Annotated in this window: 19 protein-coding genes; 1 reads left to right on the top strand and 18 read right to left on the bottom strand. The window is 67.7% G+C overall.

Annotated elements, in window-relative coordinates; genetic code table 11:
• Nucleotides 1-5: 5 nt before the first annotated feature.
• From rplB to KYX17_RS29975, 14 genes are all read right to left on the bottom strand, one after another.
• Nucleotides 6-845: a 50S ribosomal protein L2 gene (gene rplB / locus KYX17_RS30040; RefSeq protein WP_137418049.1), complete on the bottom strand. Its 840-nt coding sequence runs from the start codon at nt 843-845 to the stop codon at nt 6-8.
• A 24-nt stretch (nt 846-869) separates the two neighbouring features.
• The gene (gene rplW, locus KYX17_RS30035; RefSeq protein ID WP_137418050.1) at nt 870-1,169 is read right to left on the bottom strand and encodes a 50S ribosomal protein L23; all 300 of its coding nucleotides are present in this window, start codon (nt 1,167-1,169) and stop codon (nt 870-872) included.
• A complete protein-coding gene (gene rplD / locus KYX17_RS30030) occupies nt 1,166-1,825 on the bottom strand; it encodes a 50S ribosomal protein L4 (protein WP_234074508.1) in 660 nt (219 codons plus the stop codon). The genes rplW and rplD overlap by 4 nt, the downstream gene beginning before the upstream one ends.
• A 4-nt stretch (nt 1,826-1,829) precedes the next feature.
• The gene (rplC, locus tag KYX17_RS30025; RefSeq protein ID WP_137418052.1) at nt 1,830-2,489 is read right to left on the bottom strand and encodes a 50S ribosomal protein L3; all 660 of its coding nucleotides are present in this window, start codon (nt 2,487-2,489) and stop codon (nt 1,830-1,832) included.
• Nucleotides 2,490-2,497: 8 nt separating this feature from the next.
• Entirely contained in the window at nt 2,498-2,806 is a 309-nt protein-coding gene (gene rpsJ / locus KYX17_RS30020; protein WP_045246810.1) for a 30S ribosomal protein S10, read from the bottom strand.
• 413 nt (nt 2,807-3,219) lie between these two features.
• Entirely contained in the window at nt 3,220-3,780 is a 561-nt protein-coding gene (locus KYX17_RS30015) for an LPXTG cell wall anchor domain-containing protein (protein WP_243233174.1), read from the bottom strand.
• 255 nt (nt 3,781-4,035) lie between these two features.
• Entirely contained in the window at nt 4,036-5,229 is a 1,194-nt protein-coding gene (gene tuf / locus KYX17_RS30010) for an elongation factor Tu (protein ID WP_137418064.1), read from the bottom strand.
• Between the two features lie 164 nt (nt 5,230-5,393).
• Nucleotides 5,394-7,508, bottom strand: coding sequence for an elongation factor G (fusA, locus tag KYX17_RS30005; RefSeq protein ID WP_243233171.1), 2,115 nt, complete (start codon nt 7,506-7,508; stop codon nt 5,394-5,396).
• Nucleotides 7,509-7,577: 69 nt separating this feature from the next.
• Nucleotides 7,578-8,048, bottom strand: coding sequence for a 30S ribosomal protein S7 (gene rpsG / locus KYX17_RS30000; RefSeq protein WP_137418066.1), 471 nt, complete (start codon nt 8,046-8,048; stop codon nt 7,578-7,580).
• A gap of 5 nt (nt 8,049-8,053) precedes the next feature.
• Complete coding sequence (rpsL, locus tag KYX17_RS29995) at nt 8,054-8,422, bottom strand: 30S ribosomal protein S12 (RefSeq protein WP_036318318.1); 369 nt, start codon at nt 8,420-8,422, stop codon at nt 8,054-8,056.
• A gap of 289 nt (nt 8,423-8,711) precedes the next feature.
• Nucleotides 8,712-10,304: a DUF5684 domain-containing protein gene (locus KYX17_RS29990; protein ID WP_243233169.1), complete on the bottom strand. Its 1,593-nt coding sequence runs from the start codon at nt 10,302-10,304 to the stop codon at nt 8,712-8,714.
• Between the two features lie 12 nt (nt 10,305-10,316).
• The gene (locus KYX17_RS29985; RefSeq protein WP_243233168.1) at nt 10,317-10,979 is read right to left on the bottom strand and encodes a spermidine/putrescine ABC transporter substrate-binding protein; all 663 of its coding nucleotides are present in this window, start codon (nt 10,977-10,979) and stop codon (nt 10,317-10,319) included.
• 69 nt (nt 10,980-11,048) lie between these two features.
• Nucleotides 11,049-11,534 (bottom strand): hypothetical protein, encoded by a 486-nt coding sequence (locus tag KYX17_RS29980; RefSeq protein ID WP_243233166.1) that lies wholly within the window; start codon nt 11,532-11,534, stop codon nt 11,049-11,051.
• Nucleotides 11,534-12,496: an ABC transporter gene (locus KYX17_RS29975; protein ID WP_243233164.1), complete on the bottom strand. Its 963-nt coding sequence runs from the start codon at nt 12,494-12,496 to the stop codon at nt 11,534-11,536. The genes KYX17_RS29980 and KYX17_RS29975 overlap by 1 nt, the downstream gene beginning before the upstream one ends.
• A 106-nt stretch (nt 12,497-12,602) precedes the next feature.
• On the opposite strand from KYX17_RS29975, the gene KYX17_RS29970 reads away from it, so the two are divergent.
• Nucleotides 12,603-13,193, top strand: a complete 591-nt coding sequence (locus KYX17_RS29970) for a hypothetical protein (RefSeq protein WP_243233162.1) — start codon at nt 12,603-12,605, stop codon at nt 13,191-13,193.
• A 6-nt stretch (nt 13,194-13,199) separates the two neighbouring features.
• Here KYX17_RS29970 and KYX17_RS29965 read toward each other — a convergent pair whose 3' ends face one another.
• The 4 genes from KYX17_RS29965 to KYX17_RS29950 all read right to left on the bottom strand — a co-directional run.
• Nucleotides 13,200-13,811 carry a hypothetical protein gene (locus tag KYX17_RS29965; protein ID WP_243233160.1) on the bottom strand — a complete coding sequence of 204 codons (612 nt, stop codon included), beginning with the start codon at nt 13,809-13,811 and terminating at the stop codon, nt 13,200-13,202.
• 62 nt (nt 13,812-13,873) lie between these two features.
• Entirely contained in the window at nt 13,874-14,608 is a 735-nt protein-coding gene (locus tag KYX17_RS29960; RefSeq protein ID WP_243233158.1) for an alpha/beta fold hydrolase, read from the bottom strand.
• 111 nt (nt 14,609-14,719) lie between these two features.
• Nucleotides 14,720-18,595, bottom strand: coding sequence for a DNA-directed RNA polymerase subunit beta' (gene rpoC, locus KYX17_RS29955; protein WP_243233149.1), 3,876 nt, complete (start codon nt 18,593-18,595; stop codon nt 14,720-14,722).
• Nucleotides 18,596-18,639: 44 nt separating this feature from the next.
• On the bottom strand, nt 18,640-18,826 hold a 187-nt coding region (locus tag KYX17_RS29950; RefSeq protein ID WP_243233148.1), incomplete at its 5' end, for a hypothetical protein.

Here is an 18,826-nt window from a genome sequence, read left to right as displayed (position 1 = left end):
GACTCCTACTTGCGCTTCTTGCCGGCGGTGCGACGGCGGACGATGTACTTGTCGCTTTCCTTGTTGGCGTGGCGGGTGCGGCCCTCGGCCTTACCCCACGGCGTGACCGGGTGGCGTCCACCGCTGGTCTTGCCCTCGCCACCACCGTGCGGGTGGTCGACCGGGTTCATCGCGACACCGCGGACGGTCGGGCGAACGCCCTTCCAGCGCTTGCGGCCGGCCTTACCCCAGTTGATGTTCGACTGCTCGGCGTTGCCGACCTCGCCGATCGTCGCGCGGCAGCGCGCGTCGACGTTGCGGATCTCGCCGGAGGGCAGACGCAGCTGCGCGTACGGACCGTCCTTCGCGACCAGGCGCACGCTGGCGCCGGCCGAGCGAGCCATCTTCGCGCCGCCGCCGGGGCGGAGCTCGATGGCGTGGATGACGGTACCGGTGGGGATGTTGCGCAGCGGCAGGTTGTTGCCGGGCTTGATGTCGGCGCCGGCGCCCGACTCCACAATGTCACCCTGCTGCAGCTTGTTGGGCGCGAGGATGTAACGCTTCTCGCCGTCCACGTAGTGCAGCAGCGCGATACGCGCGGTGCGGTTGGGGTCGTACTCGATGTGAGCGACCTTCGCGTTGATTCCGTCCTTGTCGTTGCGACGGAAGTCGATCACGCGGTACTGGCGCTTGTGGCCACCACCGATGTGACGCGTCGTGATGCGGCCCTGGTTGTTACGTCCACCGGTCTTGCTCAGCGGGCGCAGCAGGGACTTCTCGGGCGTCGATCGCGTGATCTCGGCGAAGTCCGCCACCGACGAGCCGCGACGACCGGGGGTCGTCGGCTTGTACTTGCGAATAGCCATAATCTGTGTCCTCTATCCCGACCGTCAGCCGACTGCCGTGAAGATGTCGATGGTGCCCGACTTCAGGGTGACGATGGCGCGCTTGGTGTCCTTGCGCTTGCCGATGCCGAAGCGGGTGCGACGGGCCTTGCCGACGCGGTTGATCGTGTTGACCGAAGCGACCTTGACGCCGAAGATCTTCTCGATGGCGAGCTTGATCTCGGTCTTGTTGGCGCGGGTGTCCACGTAGAACGTGTACTTGCCCTCGTCGATCAGTCCGTAGCTCTTCTCGGAGACGACCGGCTTCAGGATGATGTCGCGCGGGTCCTTGTTGACGGCGGTCATGCCGAGACCTCCTCGGTGGCGGTCCGCGACGCGACGAACGCGTCGTAGGCGGCCTTGGTGAAGACGATGTCGTCGGAGACGAGCACGTCGTAGGCGTTCAGCTGGTCGAAGGCGAGCACGTGGACGTACGCGAGGTTGCGCACGCTCAGCAGGCTCAGCTCGTCGTCACGCTCGATCACGACGAGGACGTTCTTCGCGGGAGTCAGCGCGTTCAGCACCGCGGCAGCGGCCTTGGTCGAGGGAGCGCCCTCGACGCCGAACGAGTCGACGATGTGCAGGCGCTCGCCGCGAGCACGATCGCTGAGCGCGCCCAGGAGGGCGGCCGCGATCATCTTCTTGGGCGTGCGCTGCGAGTAGTTGCGCGGCTTCGGACCGTGGACGATGCCACCGCCGGTCATGTGCGGCGCGCGGATCGAGCCCTGACGGGCGTTACCCGTGCCCTTCTGCTTGAAGGGCTTGCGGCCGGCACCGGAGACCTCGCCGCGACGCTTGGTCGAGTGCGTGCCCTGGCGAGCCGCCGCGAGCTGCGCGACGACGACCTGGTGGATGAGGGGGATGTTCGTCTTGACGTCGAACAGGGCGGCGGGCAGCTCCACGGAGCCGGCCTTCTTGCCGTCTGCCTTCACGACGTCGAGCGCGAGAGTCGAGTCAGCCATGTTCTCAGGCACCCTTCACTGCGTTGCGGACGTAGACGATGCGGCCACGAGCGCCGGGCACAGCGCCCTTGACGAGCAGCAGACCCTTCTCGGCGTCGACGGCGTGCACCGTGAGGTTGAGGACGGTCACGCGCTCGCCACCCATGCGGCCGGCCATGCGCATGCCCTTGAAGACGCGGCTGGGCGTCGAGGAGGCACCGATGGAACCGGGCTTGCGGTGGTTGCGGTGCGCACCGTGCGAGGCGGAGACACCCTTGAAGTTGTGGCGCTTCATGACACCCGCGGTGCCCTTGCCCTTGCTGGTGCCGACGACGTCGACCAGCTTGCCCGCTTCGAAGACACCGTCGACCGTGAGCTCCTGACCGAGTGAGTAGTCAGCGGCGTTCGCGGTGCGGATCTCGGTGACGTGGCGGCGCGGCGTGACGCCGGCAGCCTCGAAGTGGCCCTCGAGGGGCTTGGTGACCTTGCGGGGGTCGATCTGACCCGCGGCAATCTGAACGGCGTTGTAGCCGTCCTTCTCGGGGGTGCGGATCTGCGTGACCACGTTCGGGGTGATCTGGATGACCGTCACGGGGACGAGCTTGCCCTGCTCGTTCCAGACCTGGGTCATGCCGAGCTTGGTGCCCAGGAGGCCCTGGGAGATCTTGGAGTTGATGTCAGCCATGTCGAACCTCAGAGCTTGATCTCGATGTTGACGTCGGCCGGAAGGTCGAGACGCATCAGCGAGTCGACGGCCTTGGGCGTCGGGTCGATGATGTCGATGAGGCGCTTGTGGGTGCGCATCTCGAAGTGCTCGCGGCTGTCCTTGTACTTGTGCGGCGACCGGATGACGACCACGACGTTCTTCTCGGTCGGCAGCGGCACGGGGCCGACGACGGTGGCGCCGGCTCGGGTCACGGTGTCGACGATCTTGCGCGCCGAGCTGTCGAGCCCCGCGTGATCGTACGACTTCAGGCGAATGCGGATCTTCTGTCCCGCCATAGTCTGCTCACTCTCTTTCTCGCGTCATACCTCTGAGGGCATCGGACGCACGGTGACGCTTGCGCGCCGGGCACTTCTCCCGCTTTCGCGGTGATGCTGCACCACTGTTCTCGTGTCAAACCGGCCCCTTCCGAGGCCGGCCCCGCACTTCACGCGCAATGCACGCCCGTTTCCGGGAAGAAGTGTGGGAGATGTTGTTCTGCTGCCCGCGGCCTAGACCCCGCGCTCGAGGCGCTGGTCTATGCACTGCCCTGGCAGTGATCCGGGCAGCAAAGCACCCGGAATGTGGAACCTGACTAGTCTACGTGTCGCCCGGGCGTGTCGCAAACTCGGGCGTGTCGGAACGGCGTGTCGGGCACAACGACAGAACCCCCGGACCGTGGCCCGGGGGTTCTGTCGTTGAGCGTGGTGCGTCAGGCGCCCTGGCGCTGACGACGGACGGCGAACACGGTGACCGCGAGGCCGCCCAGCAGCAGCACGCCGCCGCCGATCCAGACGCCCATCAGCGAACCGCTGTCGACACCGGTCGCGGGAAGTCCCGTGCCGGAGCCCGTGCCGCCGCTTCCGGTGCCGATCGCGAAGCTCGTCGTCTCCTGGGCGGGCTGACCATCCTTCTGGCCGGAGGCTGTGACGGAGTACGTGCCGGACGCGTTGGAGGGCAGCTTGACGTTGAAGGACGCGTCACCCGAAGCGTTCGTCGAGGTGTTGAAGGTCGGCGACGCGCTGACCGCCAGCTTGACCGAGGCCTGCGTGATGCCGGCGCCGTTTTCACCGGTGACGACGAAGCTGATCGGCGTGTTGCCGTCGAACGCGGTGGCGACGAGTGTCACCGTGCCGCCGGGAACGGGAGCACCCGAGACGGCCGCGTCGGGCTCGCCGGGCGTGGGGACGTATGCCTGCGCTGCCGCGGGAGCAGCAACGAGGGCGGCAGCGGTCAGGATGACCGCCGCGATCTTGGTGCGAAGGCTCTTCATTTTCAACTCCGTGGGGGTGTGAGGCGCAGCCTCAATGGGTACCAGAACGGTCCGGGAGTTGGGTTGGTGTGAATCATCCAACCTACCCCCGCAGGCCACGCTAGCTCTTTTCCCAGCCCGCTCACAAGTCGAGGGCGCGTTATGCGGCCATTTTTTACGTCTCCGTAATCTCGCGGCCCACGCACGACACACGCTGAAATGCCGACAGGGGCCGGGCCCGAAGGCCCGACCCCTGTCGGCGAAGTCCTAAAGGACTTACTTGAGGATCTTGGTCACCGTGCCGGCGCCGACGGTGCGGCCACCCTCACGGATCGCGAAGCCGAGGCCCTCTTCCATGGCGATCGGCTGGATGAGCTCGACCGACATCTCCGTGGTGTCACCGGGCATGACCATCTCGGTGCCCTCGGGCAGCGTGATGACGCCGGTCACGTCCGTGGTGCGGAAGTAGAACTGCGGACGGTAGTTCGTGAAGAACGGGTTGTGACGGCCGCCTTCCTCCTTGGACAGGATGTACGCCGTGCCCTCGAAGTTGGTGTGCGGGGTGACCGAACCGGGCTTGACGACGACCTGGCCGCGCTCGACGTCGTCACGCTTGGTGCCGCGAAGGAGCAGACCACAGTTCTCGCCGGCCCACGCCTCGTCGAGCTGCTTGTGGAACATCTCGATACCCGTGACGATCGTCTTCTGCGTCGGGCGGATGCCGACGATCTCGACCTCGGAGTTGATCGCCAGCGTGCCACGCTCGGCGCGGCCCGTGACGACGGTGCCACGACCGGTGATCGTGAAGACGTCCTCGATGGGCATCAGGAACGGCTTGTCCTTGTCGCGCACCGGGTCCGGGATGGACTCGTCGACGGCCTCCATGAGCTCGACGATCGAGTTGACCCACTTCTCGTCACCCTCGAGAGCCTTCAGGCCCGAGACGCGGACGACGGGGGCGTTGTCGCCATCGAAGTCCTGCGACGACAGCAGCTCGCGAACCTCGAGCTCGACGAGCTCCAGGATCTCCTCGTCGTCGACCATGTCGCTCTTGTTCAGGGCGACGAGCAGGTACGGCACGCCGACCTGCTTGGCCAGCAGCACGTGCTCGCGGGTCTGAGCCATCGGACCGTCGGTGGCGGCGACCACGAGGATCGCGCCGTCCATCTGGGCGGCACCGGTGATCATGTTCTTGATGTAGTCAGCGTGACCGGGAGCGTCGACGTGAGCGTAGTGACGCTTGGGCGTCTCGTACTCGACGTGCGAGATGTTGATCGTGATGCCGCGCTGGCGCTCTTCGGGAGCGGAGTCGATCGACGCGAAGTCGCGCTGCACGTTGGTGGCCGACGGGAACTTGTCGGCGAGCACCTTCGAGATCGCCGCGGTGAGCGTGGTCTTGCCGTGGTCGACGTGACCGATCGTTCCGATGTTCACGTGCGGCTTGGTCCGCTCGAACTTGGCCTTAGCCACTGGGTCCTCCTCAGGACGTCGTGTAGAGACTCCGGTCGCTGGGTTGCGACCGGCTCGCTACGGGGATTGTTCTCAGTGTAATAGAGAGGGGTCGTGTGAAGTTGTGAGCCAGAAGTGCGGACGGGACGAAACCGCCCCGTCCGCAGACGAGACCTCCGAGGAGATTACTCGCCCTTGGTCTTCTGAACGATCTCGTCCATGACGTTGCGCGGGACCTCGGCGTAGCTGTCGAACTCCATGGAGTAGACGGCGCGACCGGAGGTCTTCGAACGCAGGTCACCGATGTAACCGAACATCTCGGACAGCGGGACGTTGGCACGGACGACCTTGACGCCGGCCGCATCCTCCATCGACTGGATCTGGCCGCGACGGGAGTTCAGGTCGCCGATGACGTCACCCATGTACTCCTCGGGAGTACGCACCTCGACGGCCATGATCGGCTCGAGGATGACGGGGTTCGCCTTGCGGACGGCCTCCTTGAAGCCCATGGAGCCGGCGATCTTGAACGCCATCTCCGAGGAGTCGACGTCGTGCGACGCGCCGTCGAGCAGGATCGCCTTCACGCCCACCATGGGGAAGCCGGCGAGCACGCCGACGTTCATGGCGTCCTGGAAGCCCTGGTCGGTGGGGCTGATGTACTCGCGCGGGATGCGGCCGCCCGTGACCTTGTTCTCGAACTCGTACGTCTTGTCCGCCGTGACCTCGAGGGGCTCCAGCGCGAACTGGATCTTGGCGAACTGACCCGAACCACCGGTCTGCTTCTTGTGCGTGTAGTCGTGGCGCTCGACTGTCTTGCGGATCGTCTCGCGGTACGCGACCTGCGGCTTTCCGACGTTGGCCTCGACCTTGAACTCGCGCTTCATGCGGTCCACGAGGATGTCGAGGTGGAGCTCACCCATGCCCTTGATGACCGTCTGACCGGTCTCGGCGTTCTGCTCGACGCGGAACGTCGGGTCCTCTTCGGCGAGCTTCTGGATCGCGAGACCCAGCTTCTCCTGGTCGGCCTTGGTCTTGGGCTCGATCGCGACCTCGATGACCGGCTCCGGGAACGTCATCGACTCGAGGACGACCTGGTTGGTGCTGTCGGAGAGGGTGTCACCGGTGGTGGTGTCCTTCAGACCGATGACCGCGTAGATGTGACCGGCGGTCACCGAGTCGACCGGCATCTCCTTGTTGGCGTGCATCTGGAAGATCTTTCCGATGCGCTCCTTCTTGCCCTTGGTCGCGTTGACGACCTGGGCGCCGGAGTCGAGGTGACCCGAGTACACGCGGATGTAGGTCAGACGACCGAAGAACGGGTGCGTGACGATCTTGAACGCGAGGGCCGCGAAGGGCTCGTCGCGGTCGGCGTGGCGCTCGATGACGATCTCTTCGTCCTTGGGGTCGTGCGCCTCGATGGCGGGCACGTCCAGGGGCGAGGGGAGGTAGTCGACGACAGCGTCCAGCATCGGCTGCACGCCGCGGTTCTTGAACGCCGATCCACACAGGACCGGGTAGACCTCGGAGTTGATCGTGAGCTTGCGGATCGCGCCCTTGATCTCGGCCAGCGAGAGCTCCTCGCCGCCGAAGTACTTCTCGAGCAGCGTCTCGTCGCTCTCGGCGACCGTCTCGAGCAGCTTCTCGCGGTACTCGGCAGCGCGGTCGGCGAGGTCGGCCGGGATCTCCTGGATCTCGTACTTCGCGCCCATGGTGACGTCACCCTTGGCATCGCCGGGCCACACCAGAGCGCGCATCTCGACGAGGTCGATGACACCGACGAAGTCGTTCTCGGCACCGATGGGCAGCTGCAGGACGAGCGGCTTGGCCTTCAGGCGGTTCACGATCGTATCGACGGTGAAGTAGAAGTCGGCGCCCAGCTTGTCCATCTTGTTGACGAAGCAGATGCGCGGCACGTCGTACTTGTCGGCCTGACGCCACACCGTCTCGGACTGGGGCTCGACGCCCTCCTTGCCGTCGAAGACGGCGACGGCGCCGTCGAGCACGCGCAGCGAACGCTCGACCTCGACCGTGAAGTCGACGTGGCCGGGGGTGTCGATGATGTTGATCTGGTTCTTGTTCCAGAAGCAGGTCACAGCGGCGGACGTGATCGTGATGCCACGCTCCTGCTCCTGCTCCATCCAGTCGGTGGTCGCAGCGCCGTCGTGCGTCTCACCGATCTTGTGGTTGACGCCCGTGTAGAAGAGGATGCGCTCGGTCGTCGTCGTCTTGCCGGCATCGATGTGCGCCATGATGCCGATGTTGCGGACCTTGTTGAGGTCGGTGAGCACTTCTTGTGCCACGGGGATGTCCTTACGTGTTGTCGGGTGCGCCGGCCGGGGCGGTGGCCCCGGCCGGCGCCGAGCTGCTGATTACCAGCGGTAGTGCGCGAAGGCGCGGTTCGACTCGGCCATCTTGTGGGTGTCTTCGCGGCGCTTGACCGCGGCACCGAGGCCGTTCGAGGCGTCGAGGATCTCGTTCTGCAGACGCTCGGTCATCGTCTTCTCACGACGACCCTTCGCGTAGCTGACGAGCCAGCGCAGCGCCAGGGTGTTGGCGCGGTGCGGCTTGACCTCGACCGGCACCTGGTAGGTCGAACCGCCGACGCGGCGGCTCTTGACCTCGAGGGTGGGACGGACGTTGTCGAGCGCCTTCTTCAGCGTCGCGACCGCGTCCTGGCCGTTCTTGGCCTCGACGCCGCGGAGCGCCGTGTAGACGATCGACTCGGCGAGTGACTTCTTGCCGTCGACGAGGATCTTGTTGACGAGCTGGCTGACGATCGGTGCGCCGTAGACCGGGTCGTTGACGACCGGACGCTTCGGGGCGGGACCCTTACGAGGCATCTAACTCAACCCTTCTTCGCGCCGTAGCGGCTACGGGCCTGCTTGCGGTTCTTGACGGCCTGGGTGTCCAGGGCGCCACGAACGATCTTGTAACGCACGCCGGGGAGGTCCTTCACACGACCGCCGCGCACCAGCACGAGCGAGTGCTCCTGCAGGTTGTGGCCCTCGCCGGGGATGTAGGCGGTGACCTCGGTGCCGTTGCGGAGCTTCACACGAGCGACCTTGCGCATCGCCGAGTTCGGCTTCTTCGGGGTGGTGGTGTACACACGGGTGCAGACACCGGCCTGCTGCGGGTTCGACTTCAGCGCGGGAGCCTTGGTCTTGGTGACCTTCGGCGTGCGCCCCTTGCGAACCAACTGCTGAATAGTTGGCACGTTCTCTCCTTGTCAGTGCTGCACGGTGACAGCGTCGTGGTCTCCCCCGCTCCGACGGGATTCTTTCGATTCATGTCGGAGAGGGCTCACGCGGACCCACCGGGGCGACAGAATGACTGGCGCCCGTTTCGTTGGTGGATATGCCGTGGGGGTGGCCTGTTCGCAGGCCGTTCCCTGAGATGGTGTGCTCCTGTTCACCCTGTTCGTGCCGGGCACGACGCAGGGCGCGCGAGAGCGCACACCCGCTCAATGATACGCGTCGAATCGGGATGCGGTCAAACGATCGCGATCATCCGTCGGCCCGGACGATGCGCAGCTCCGCATCGCCCAGCAGGAAACGCTCCGTGACCTCGTGCTCGGTACCCGGCGCCACGTCGATCTCCTCCTGCGCGGCGAACACGACGACGCCGTTCGTGGAGTCCAGATCGCTCACCATCCAGGCATCCGCACGACGACGGAGCAGCGCATGGGTCTTGGAGACCGTGCGCGTGTCATCGACGACGGTCACCAGCTGGGCGCCGGGCGCGGCGTGCACGGGGACGGGCCGGCGCCCGAGCACGACGGCATCGCCGGTGAGTTCCATGGGCGATCCGTCGGGCAGCAGCAGCGCCCACTTCGGCCGACGGCGCGAAGCGATGACGGTGTCCTCGACGATGTCGCCGACGCCGGGGCGCGAGGCGGCGACGGATGCGGCCGCCGACCGCGGCATCCCCGCGATCGGCGCTCCGGCCACGGCCGAGACCTCGCCCGAGGCCTCGGGGAACGCGTCGGGCTCGGCGACGAAGGACTCCCGCAGCACGGGGGGCGCCGCGGGCGGCACGAAGGAGTCGGACGTCGCGGGTTCTGCCGCGGCAGGCGCTACGGGCGTCTCCGGCTCCACCCATGCGGGCGTCGCGGCGGCGGGTGCGGGCTCGTCCTCGACGATGGCCGGCTGCCACCACGACATCACCGGTGCCGGCTCGGGCGCGGCCGGTGCCACGTAGGGGTCGTCGACCGGCGCTGCAGGCGCATCGGCGACGGGCGGCGCGTAGGGATCCACCGAGGGCGCCGAGTACGCGTCGTGAGCACCCGCTGCCGGAGCCGGCTGGGCGTAGGGGTCCGCGACGGGGGCGGGGAACGCCGGCGGGGCGTATGCGTCGGGCGCGGGTGCCGCGTACGGGTCGACGGCGGGCGCCGGAGCGGCTGCGGCATACGGATCCGCCGGGGCCGCGGCGTACGCGTCCGCCGGAGCGTAGGGATCAGCGGCGGGAGCCGCCGGGGCGGGCGGCAGAGGCGGCTCGCCCCACGCTCCGGCGATCGGCATCGCGGCGGTTGCGGGTGCCGCCGCCGCGCCGGGCGCGGGCGGTGCCGGGGGGATCCACGCCGACGGTGCCGGGACATCGCGGCGGGCGCCGAATTCGTCGGTGGCCGGGGCGTACTGCGGCGCGAACCCCAGGAGGTCGTCGACGCCCCCTGCGGCCTGGCGCGCAGGGGCCTGCTCGATCGGCCTGGCGGAGCCGAATCCCAACACGCTCGCCCAGACGGGGAAGAGCAGCGCGGCCAGAACCGTCATCCCCACCCCCTGCCCGAACATGACGTTCACGCGGTGCGCGGCGGTGATGAAGGCGACGTAGACGAAGATCTGCCCGAAGAACGGGATGAGGTAGAGCAGGAGGAGCCAGGGGCTCAGGCCGCCGATCATGAACAGGACGGCGACGTTGTAGACCGGGATCCACGCCTTCCAGCCCTCGATGCCCAGCTTCGCATACACCCGCGACAGCGCGAGTGCGCCCCAGACGTAGACCAGGAGCGAGGGCACGAGCGACACGAGAACGAGGACCACGACCGTTCCCGCGTCGGGGACCAACGGCGAGGAGTAAGCGGCGACAAGTGCGTTGAGCATGGATGAACTGCCTCAGGGAGTGGGACCGTCGAGGTCTCGGGGGTCGAAAGGAACGTCGAGCGAACGCGTCAACTCTTCCAGCATGGCGGTGATCTGCGGTTCTACATACTTCGCGACCGCTGCTTGGATGCGGATGCGGTGGTGCAGCAGGACCTGGCATACTTCGCGGCCGATCAGGTTCGCGTAGTCGTCGGCCAGCGCCACTTCGTGGCGCAGCGCTGCCTTGGCCTCATCGGACAGCGGCGGCAGCGCAGGGATGCCCGCATCCGCGTCGGCGGCCATGCCCGCCAGGGTGAAGAGGAACGGCGCACCCGGGATCGGCTCCGGATCCAGCGGCAGACCGTCGTACTCGGGCTCGAGGTTCTCCGTGGGCCGGTAGCTGCGTGCCCTGTTGCGCGTGGCCTGCTGGTCGAGCTCGGACTGTAGAAGAGGGAGGTTGCGCGCCGTGTACTCCGCGACCGCGTGGTCAACGACGGTCTTCAGGCGGGTGGACAGCCCGTGCTGCACCGCATGGGGGACGTCCCCGCCCAGGCCCGCGGCCGAGAGGATCGGCGAGCCGAGGCAGCGGCGGCACACCGCGAGACGTCCTCGGTGCGTGGCCGGCTCCCAACGGGGCAACCAACGCAGCCAGGCGTCGACAGCCTGGCTCACCTGCGTCTCGAGCGAGCGCTCCACGCTCTAAAGGTAGCCGCCACCCGCGTCTTTCCGCGGGAAATCCGCGCATCCGGTCGGTCGCGTCCGCGATCAGGCCTCGTCCGGGCCCTCCCAGGGCCATCGGGGACGGCCCGCGTGCGTGCGAACCAGCGCGATCGCGCACCATGCGGCGACCGCTGCGCCAAGAGCCACCACAGCCCCCTGCCACCCCGTCAGCAGACGGGCCATGAGCGCGAGCCCCACCGCCACATCCTCCGAGGTCACGGCGCCGACGATGCCCGCACTGAGGCTGTAGCAGAACCACACGGCGACCGCGATGAACACGGCGCCCGTATAGGCGGGGTTTCCCGGTCGGAGCACGAGAGCCGCGCCCGCGGCGTAGACCGCGCATGCGACGACGACGCCGACGATTCCGGGCGCCTGCCCGACGCCCGCCACCGGAACGACCTCGACGTCGGCGAGCAGGCTCACCACCCCGAAAGCGGCGACGATCAGGGCGAAGAACGCCGCGAGCGTCAGAGCGATGGCGACCGCCGGGCGCACCGGCGGAGTCCGAGGCGCGTCCGGCTGCGACATCACACCTGGTGGAGCTGCGGACCCGCCTCGAGGGTGCGCTCGTACTCGCGCTGCGCCTCGTCGTTGAGCGCGGTGACACGACGTCCGCGGGCGGCGACCCATGCACCGAACCACACCGTCAGCTCACGGCCCAGCACGAAGGCGAGGATCGGCAGCGGGGAGAACAACGAACCCTGCAGCAGGTCGGCGCCCTGACGCGCGGTGAGCTCCCAGAACGGCGCCTGGAACAGGATGCCGAGAAGCGATCCCGCGTAGGCCGCGACACCGACGAGCAGACCCCAGATGACCCAGTGCGCCCAGCGCGCACGATTGAGGATGGCGCCGAGGATCCAGAAACCGAGGTAGAAAACCACCACCGGCATCCAGAACGTCCACGAGCGGATCAGAGCGAGCGCGTAGTCGGCGGCGTCGGCGTCTGCGCCGCCGAAGCCGCCGTAGAAGTAGCCGTAGGCGAAGAGCACACCGAACGACAGCACGGCGAACGCGAGGGCCGCGAGCAGGCCGATCGCACCCGCGGCACCGCGGTTGCCCCGGGGGCGGGGCGCCTCGGGCGCCTGCACGAAGATGGGCTGAGCCGCAGCGGCGGCATAGGTCGGCTCGGGTTCGGCGACCGGCGCGGCAGCGGACGGGATCGCGGTCGTGGCAGCCGGCTCGGGGTCCATGGGGACGGTCTCCGGACGGTCGTACCAGGGCACGTCGTCGTCGGCGCGGGTCTGGTCGGCCGCGGCCTCGGTGACCACGACCTCCTCGACGACACGCTCGCCGTCGGGGGTCGGGGTCTCGACGACCACCACGTCCTGCTCGACGACGCGCTCCGCGGCGACGTCCTGTTCTCCGGTCGCCGTGCGCTGAGCGGCCTCCGCGTCGGCCAGCGCCTCGTTCGCGTTGCCCACGACGTCGTCCACGACGACAGTCGGCTCCTCGACGGGTTCGCCGGCCGAGGGCGTCTTCTGCTCGGTCATCGCTGTCGCTCCTTCAGCGGGGGTGCACATCCGCTTCCCGAGGGTAACGCCGGGTCGCGTCGGGTCGCGTCAGGCGCGCGGCGCGCGCCGCGGCTAACCTGACCCCATGACCCCACGCCGGCGCACGAAGACCACTTTGCTCACGACCTCGTCGGCTCTTCTCGCACTGTTCGCCCTCGCAGCCTGCGCTCCGGATCCTGCACCCGCACCGACGGGCACGACGCTCGATGCACCGCCGTCGAGCTCGCCCACTCCCACGGCGACGGCGACGCCCACGACGACTCCTGTCGCCATTCCGACGGACTGCCGCGAGATCCTCTCCGACGCGGTGCTCGCCCAGCTCGCCGACGTACCGCTCAACGATCCGGCGTTCGGAACGGCCGGCGCCCAGGCCGACGGAAGCCTCACCTGCATCTGGGGAAGCCCCGCGACCGACACCGGCCGGCTCACGACCACCATCTCCAAGAAGTCGCGCGGACCCGCCCTCGACATGCTCAACGCTCTCGTCGGCGAGGGCTTCACGTGCTACACGCCGAACAACGGCACACGGTGCGAGAAGGTATGGGTCGACCCGCAATACCCGGTCAACGACGGACGGACGCTGTTCTGGCGCGACGATGTGCTCATCGACACCCAGTACGTCGGCCTCGCCCCTTCCGGCTACACGGATGCGGTCATCTCGCGCGTCTTCGGCTGAGCGCGCTCAGCTCGGCCAGAGCTGCAGCGCGACCCGTTCGGTGTAGCGATCGGGGTGCCATCCCGTGAACACGCTCGCCAGCCAGGTGCCGTCGCGGATGACCTGGTCCTCGGAGCTGTCCGCGGTCGTCAACCGACAGCGCACGCCGTCGCCGAAGTCACTGCACGCGTAGCCTGCGCTCTCCAGGGTCGCACGCGCGACGCGGGCGGCGTCCGCATCCACCTTCGCTACCGTCGTCACGATGGAGCCGGCGTTGATGCCGGTGAACGTGCACGAGACCGACACCTCAGGCGACAGCGAGGCCCCCAACGTGGTCACGGACACGCGCGGCGCGCTCGTGTCCTGTACCGGCACTCCGCCCGCACGCTGGGTCAGTTGCGCCCACAGCGCGTCCGTGTAGAGGGCCTGGCACAGCGGGGTCGATGAGGTGGGGGCGGGCGCGGGCGCCTCCCCTTGGGCGATGGGGGCGGACGTCGAGGACCGCAGAGTGTCGCCGACCATCTGGATGCCGGCCGGGATCGCGGGAACGGCAAGCACCACGAGCGCCGCCACCACAGCAGCACTTCCGAGCCCCACGACCCACGCCATGAAGCTGTTCCGCCCGCCGATCCGTGCCACCCCGACCTCCCCGATCCACGCTACGCGTCGCATCCGGCGAAGCGCGGCAGCGGCACGCGGCGTCAGGCGCGGGCGGGAATGTGATCGGCGATCCAGCCGTGGACGAGTCCCATGAATCCCGCGTGGTCGTCACGGAAGACGGTGTGCCCCGACCCCGGCAGCACCGTGACCGTGAGCCCGTCACCGCGCATCGCCGCGGCGACGGTACGGGTGATCAGCAGGCTCTTCTCCGCCAGCACGACCAGACTCGGCTGTCGGGGTCGACGCGGCGCGACGAGCGCGCGGGTGTCGGCGAGTCCGAGGATCGTGCGCTTGTCCCAGGCCTGCAGCGATGACAGCTCGAGGTCGATGTCCTGCGTGCTCCAGCCGGGGTTCATCCGGCGCAGCATCCGCCGACGCGGCTTGGGTGCGATGGCGAACGCCAGCTTGTACGCGAGCCCGCGCACGCCCCTCGGGAAGGCGAAGGCGGGGTCGACGTAGACGGCGGCACGGGGGGCGAGGCGCTCGGCCACGATGCTCGCGACGAGCGCTCCGAGGGAGTGCCCGACGATCAGATCCGGCGCGTGCGCGAGCAGGGGTTCCAACGTCTCAACGACATCCTCGGCCCAGGCGGCGGGCGAGTAGCTCCGAGCCCGGGGGCTCCGGCCGTGTCCGGCGAGGTCCACGGCCAGCACGCGGAAGCCCGCATCCTCGAGGTCGTCGCTCACACGGTGCCACGCCCGCGAGTCGGACATGATGCCGTGGATGAGGATCGCGGTGCGCGCACCGGAGCCTGAGGAGCGGACGGCGAGCTGCATGCCGGAAGGCTAGCCTCCGGGCCTTGGCGCGAGCCGAACGCTCGCTATGCGGACGGGGAACGACGAAGGCCCCCGAGCCGGAGCTCGGGGGCCTTCGTCGTCAATCGTCGATCAGTTATACGTCCCGGGGGTGAAGTCATCCGTCGAGAAGCTGTCGAAGTCGACGTAGCTCAGGTCGGAGTCGCTGTACGCACCGTCCGAGGCGAAGATGCGGTTGGGGTACCGCTCGCTCTTGGCCTCTTCGGTCGCCTCGACCGTGACGTTGCGGTACTTCGACAGGCCGGTCCCCGCGGGGATCAGCTTTCCGATGATCACGTTCTCCTTCAGGCCCACGAGCGGGTCGCTCTTGCCCTCCATGGCGGCCTGCGTCAGAACGCGGGTCGTCTCCTGGAAGGAAGCGGCCGACAGCCACGACTCGGTCGCGAGCGAGGCCTTCGTGATACCCATCAGCTCCGGGCGGCCCGACGCGGGGCGCTTGCCCTCGGCCACAGACGCGCGGTTGATGTCGATGAAGCGACGCGAGTCGACCATCTCGCCGGGCAGCAGCGTGGTGTCGCCGTGGTCGACCACGGTGACCTTGCGCAGCATCTGGCGGACGATGACTTCGATGTGCTTGTCGTGGATCGGGACACCCTGCGACCGGTACACACCCTGGACACCGCCGACGAGGTACTTCTGCACCTCGCGGGCGCCCATGACGCGCATGATCTCCTTCGGGTCGAGCGTGCCGACCTGGAGGGGCTGACCGACCTCGACGCGCTGGCCGTCCTCGACGAGCAGGGTGGCGCGCTTGAGCACGGGGTAGACGTGCGGCTCGTCACCGTTGTCGGGCGTGAGGATGACCTTCTTCTGCTTCTCGGTCTCTTCGATCGTGATGCGTCCGTCGGCCTCTGCGATGGGCGAGGACCCCTTGGGGGTACGCGCCTCGAAGAGCTCCTGCACGCGGGGCAGACCCTGCGTGATGTCCTCGGCCGAGGCCGAACCACCGGTGTGGAAGGTACGCATCGTCAGCTGGGTACCGGGCTCACCGATCGACTGGGCCGCGATGATGCCGACGGCCTCGCCGATGTCGACGACCTTGCCGGTCGCGAGCGAACGGCCGTAGCACTTCGCGCACACACCGACGGCGGAGTCGCAGGTCAGGACCGAGCGCACCTTGATGGAGGTCACGCCGCCCTCGACCAGGCGGTTGATGAGCACGTCGCCCACATCCGAACCGGCCTCGGCGAGCACCTCGCCGCTCGGGCTGACCACGTCCGCGGCGAGCGTACGGGCGAACACCGAGTTCTCGACATTGGCGTCCTTGATGAGCACCCCGTCGGCACCCGCGGCGGCGATGGGCAGCTCCAGACCCTTGGTCGTGGCGCAGTCCTCCTCGCGGATGATGACGTCCTGCGACACGTCGACGAGTCGACGCGTGAGGTAACCCGAGTCGGCGGTACGCAGAGCGGTGTCGGCGAGACCCTTACGGGCACCGTGGGTCGCGATGAAGTACTCGGCCACGCTCAGACCCTCGCGGTACGAGGAGATGATCGGGCGGGCGATGATCTCACCCTTCGGGTTGTTCACCAGACCACGCATACCCGCGATGTTGCGGATCTGCAGCCAGTTACCACGGGCACCCGAGCTCACCATCCGGTTGATGGTGTTGTCGGCCGGGAAGTGGCTCTTCATGGCCGCCTGGACCTCGTCGGTCGCAGCCGTCCAGATCTTGATGAGCTCCTGACGACGCTCGGCGTCGGTGGTGAGACCCTTCTCGTACTGGGACTGGACCTTCGCGGCCTGCTTCTCGTAGCCCGCGATGATCTCCGCCTTGTTCGGCGGGGTCAGCACGTCGCTGAGCGCGACGGTCACACCCGAACGCGTGGCCCAGTAGAAGCCGGCGTCCTTGATGCGGTCCAGGGATGCGGCGACCTCGACCTTGGGGTACTCCTCGGCCAGCTTGTTGACGATCTGCGACAGCTTGCCCTTGTCGGCCTGCTCGCGGACGAACGGGTAGCCCTTGGGGAGCGTGTCGTTGAAGATCGCCTGACCGAGCGAGGCGTCGACGAGACCGTGACGCTCGTAGCCCTCGGGGGCTTCGCCCTCGAGGAAGGTCAGACCGGGAACGCGGATGCGGACCTTGGCCTGCAGGTCGAGGGTGCCCTCGTCCTTGGCCAGGATCGCCTCGCCGACCGAACCGAACACGCGGCCCTCACCGACGGCACCCTCCTTGACCGTGGTCAGGTGGTGCAGGCCGATGATCATGTCCTGCGAGGGCAGGGTGACCGGACGGCCGTCCGACGGCTTCAGGATGTTGTTCGACGCGAGCATCAGGATGCGGGCCTCGGCCTGCGCCTCGACCGACAGCGGCAGGTGCACAGCCATCTGGTCACCGTCGAAGTCCGCGTTGAAGGCGGCACACACGAGCGGGTGGAGCTGGATGGCCTTGCCCTCGACGAGCTGCGGCTCGAACGCCTGGATGCCCAGGCGGTGCAGCGTGGGGGCACGGTTGAGCAGCACCGGACGCTCGCGGATGATCTCCTCGAGCACGTCCCAGACCTCGGGACGCGTACGCTCGACGGCGCGCTTGGCGGCCTTGATGTTCTGCGAGTGACCGAGGTCGATCAGGCGCTTGATCACGAACGGCTTGAACAGCTCCAGCGCCATCTGCTTCGGCAGACCGCACTGGTGCAGCTTCAGCTGCGGGCCGACGATGATGACCGAACGGCCCGAGTAGTCGACGCGCTTACCGAGCAGGTTCTGACGGAACCGACCCTGCTTACCCTTCAGCATGTCGCTGAGGGACTTGAGGGCGCGGTTGCCGGTACCCGTGACCGGGCGACCACGACGACCGTTGTCGAACAGCGCGTCGACGGCCTCCTGCAGCATCCGCTTCTCGTTGTTGACGATGATCTCGGGAGCACCGAGGTCGATCAGACGACGAAGACGGTTGTTGCGGTTGATCACGCGACGGTAGAGGTCGTTCAGGTCGCTGGTGGCGAAGCGGCCACCGTCGAGCTGGACCATCGGGCGCAGCTCCGGCGGGATGACCGGGACGACGTCCAGGACCATCGACGCCGGCGACATGCCGGTCGACAGGAACGAGTTGACGACCTTGAGGCGCTTGATCGCACGGATCTTGCGCTGGCCCTTGCCCTCCGAGATCTGCAGACGCAGGCTCTCGGCCTCGGCGGCCAGGTCGAAGCTCTCCAGACGGCGCTTGATCGACTCCGCACCCATGTGGGCCTCGAAGTACTGACCGAAGCGGTCAACGAGCTCGTTGAAGATCTCGTCCTCGGGCTTCAGGGCACCGACCTCGAGGGAGCGGAACTCCTCCCAGACGCGCTCGAGCTTGGCGATCTGCTCGTCACCGCGCTTGCGGATGAGAGCCATCTCCTTCTCGGCCGCATCCTTGGCCTTCTTCTTGGCGTCGGCCTTGGCGTCCTCGGCCTCGAGGGTCGCGAGCTCCTCCTCGAGGGCGGCCAGACGAGCGGCCACACGGGCGTCGCGGCGGTCGCCGAGGTTCTTGATCTCGAGACGCAGGTTGTTCTCGTGGGTGGGAAGGTCGCGGTGGCGGCCTTCCTCATCGACGGAGATCACCATGTACGCGGCGAAGTAGATGACCTTCTCGAGGTCCTTCGGCGCCATGTCCAGCAGGTAACCCAAGCGCGAGGGGACGCCCTTGAAGTACCAGATGTGGGTGACGGGCGCGGCGAGCTCGATGTGGCCCATGCGCTCGCGACGGACGGAGCTCTTGGTGACCTCCACGCCACAGCGCTCGCAGACGATGCCCTTGAAGCGGACGCGCTTGTACTTGCCGCAGGCGCACTCCCAGTCGCGCGAGGGTCCGAAGATCTGCTCGCCGAACAGACCGTCCTTCTCGGGCTTCAGGGTGCGGTAGTTGATCGTCTCGGGCTTCTTGACCTCGCCGAAGGACCAACGACGGATGTCGTCGGCCGTGGCCAGCCCGATGCGGATCTGGTCGAAAGTGGTGGATTCGAGCACTGGTTCTCCTGTGTGCCTAATAAATCTCGGTGAGTGAGCCGGGGTCAGATCTCGTCGATGGACGAGGACTCGAACCGGCTGGAGATGTTGATGCCGAGCTCCTCCGCCGCGCGGAAGGCGTCGTCATCGGTGTCGCGCAGGTTGACAGCCGTACCGTCGGCCGAGAGGACCTCGACGTTCAGGCAGAGCGACTGCATCTCCTTCATGAGCACCTTGAAGGACTCGGGGATA

The organism is Microbacterium sp. CIAB417 (assembly GCF_022788845.1).
This window is presented reverse-complemented; position numbering and strand designations above follow the sequence as displayed.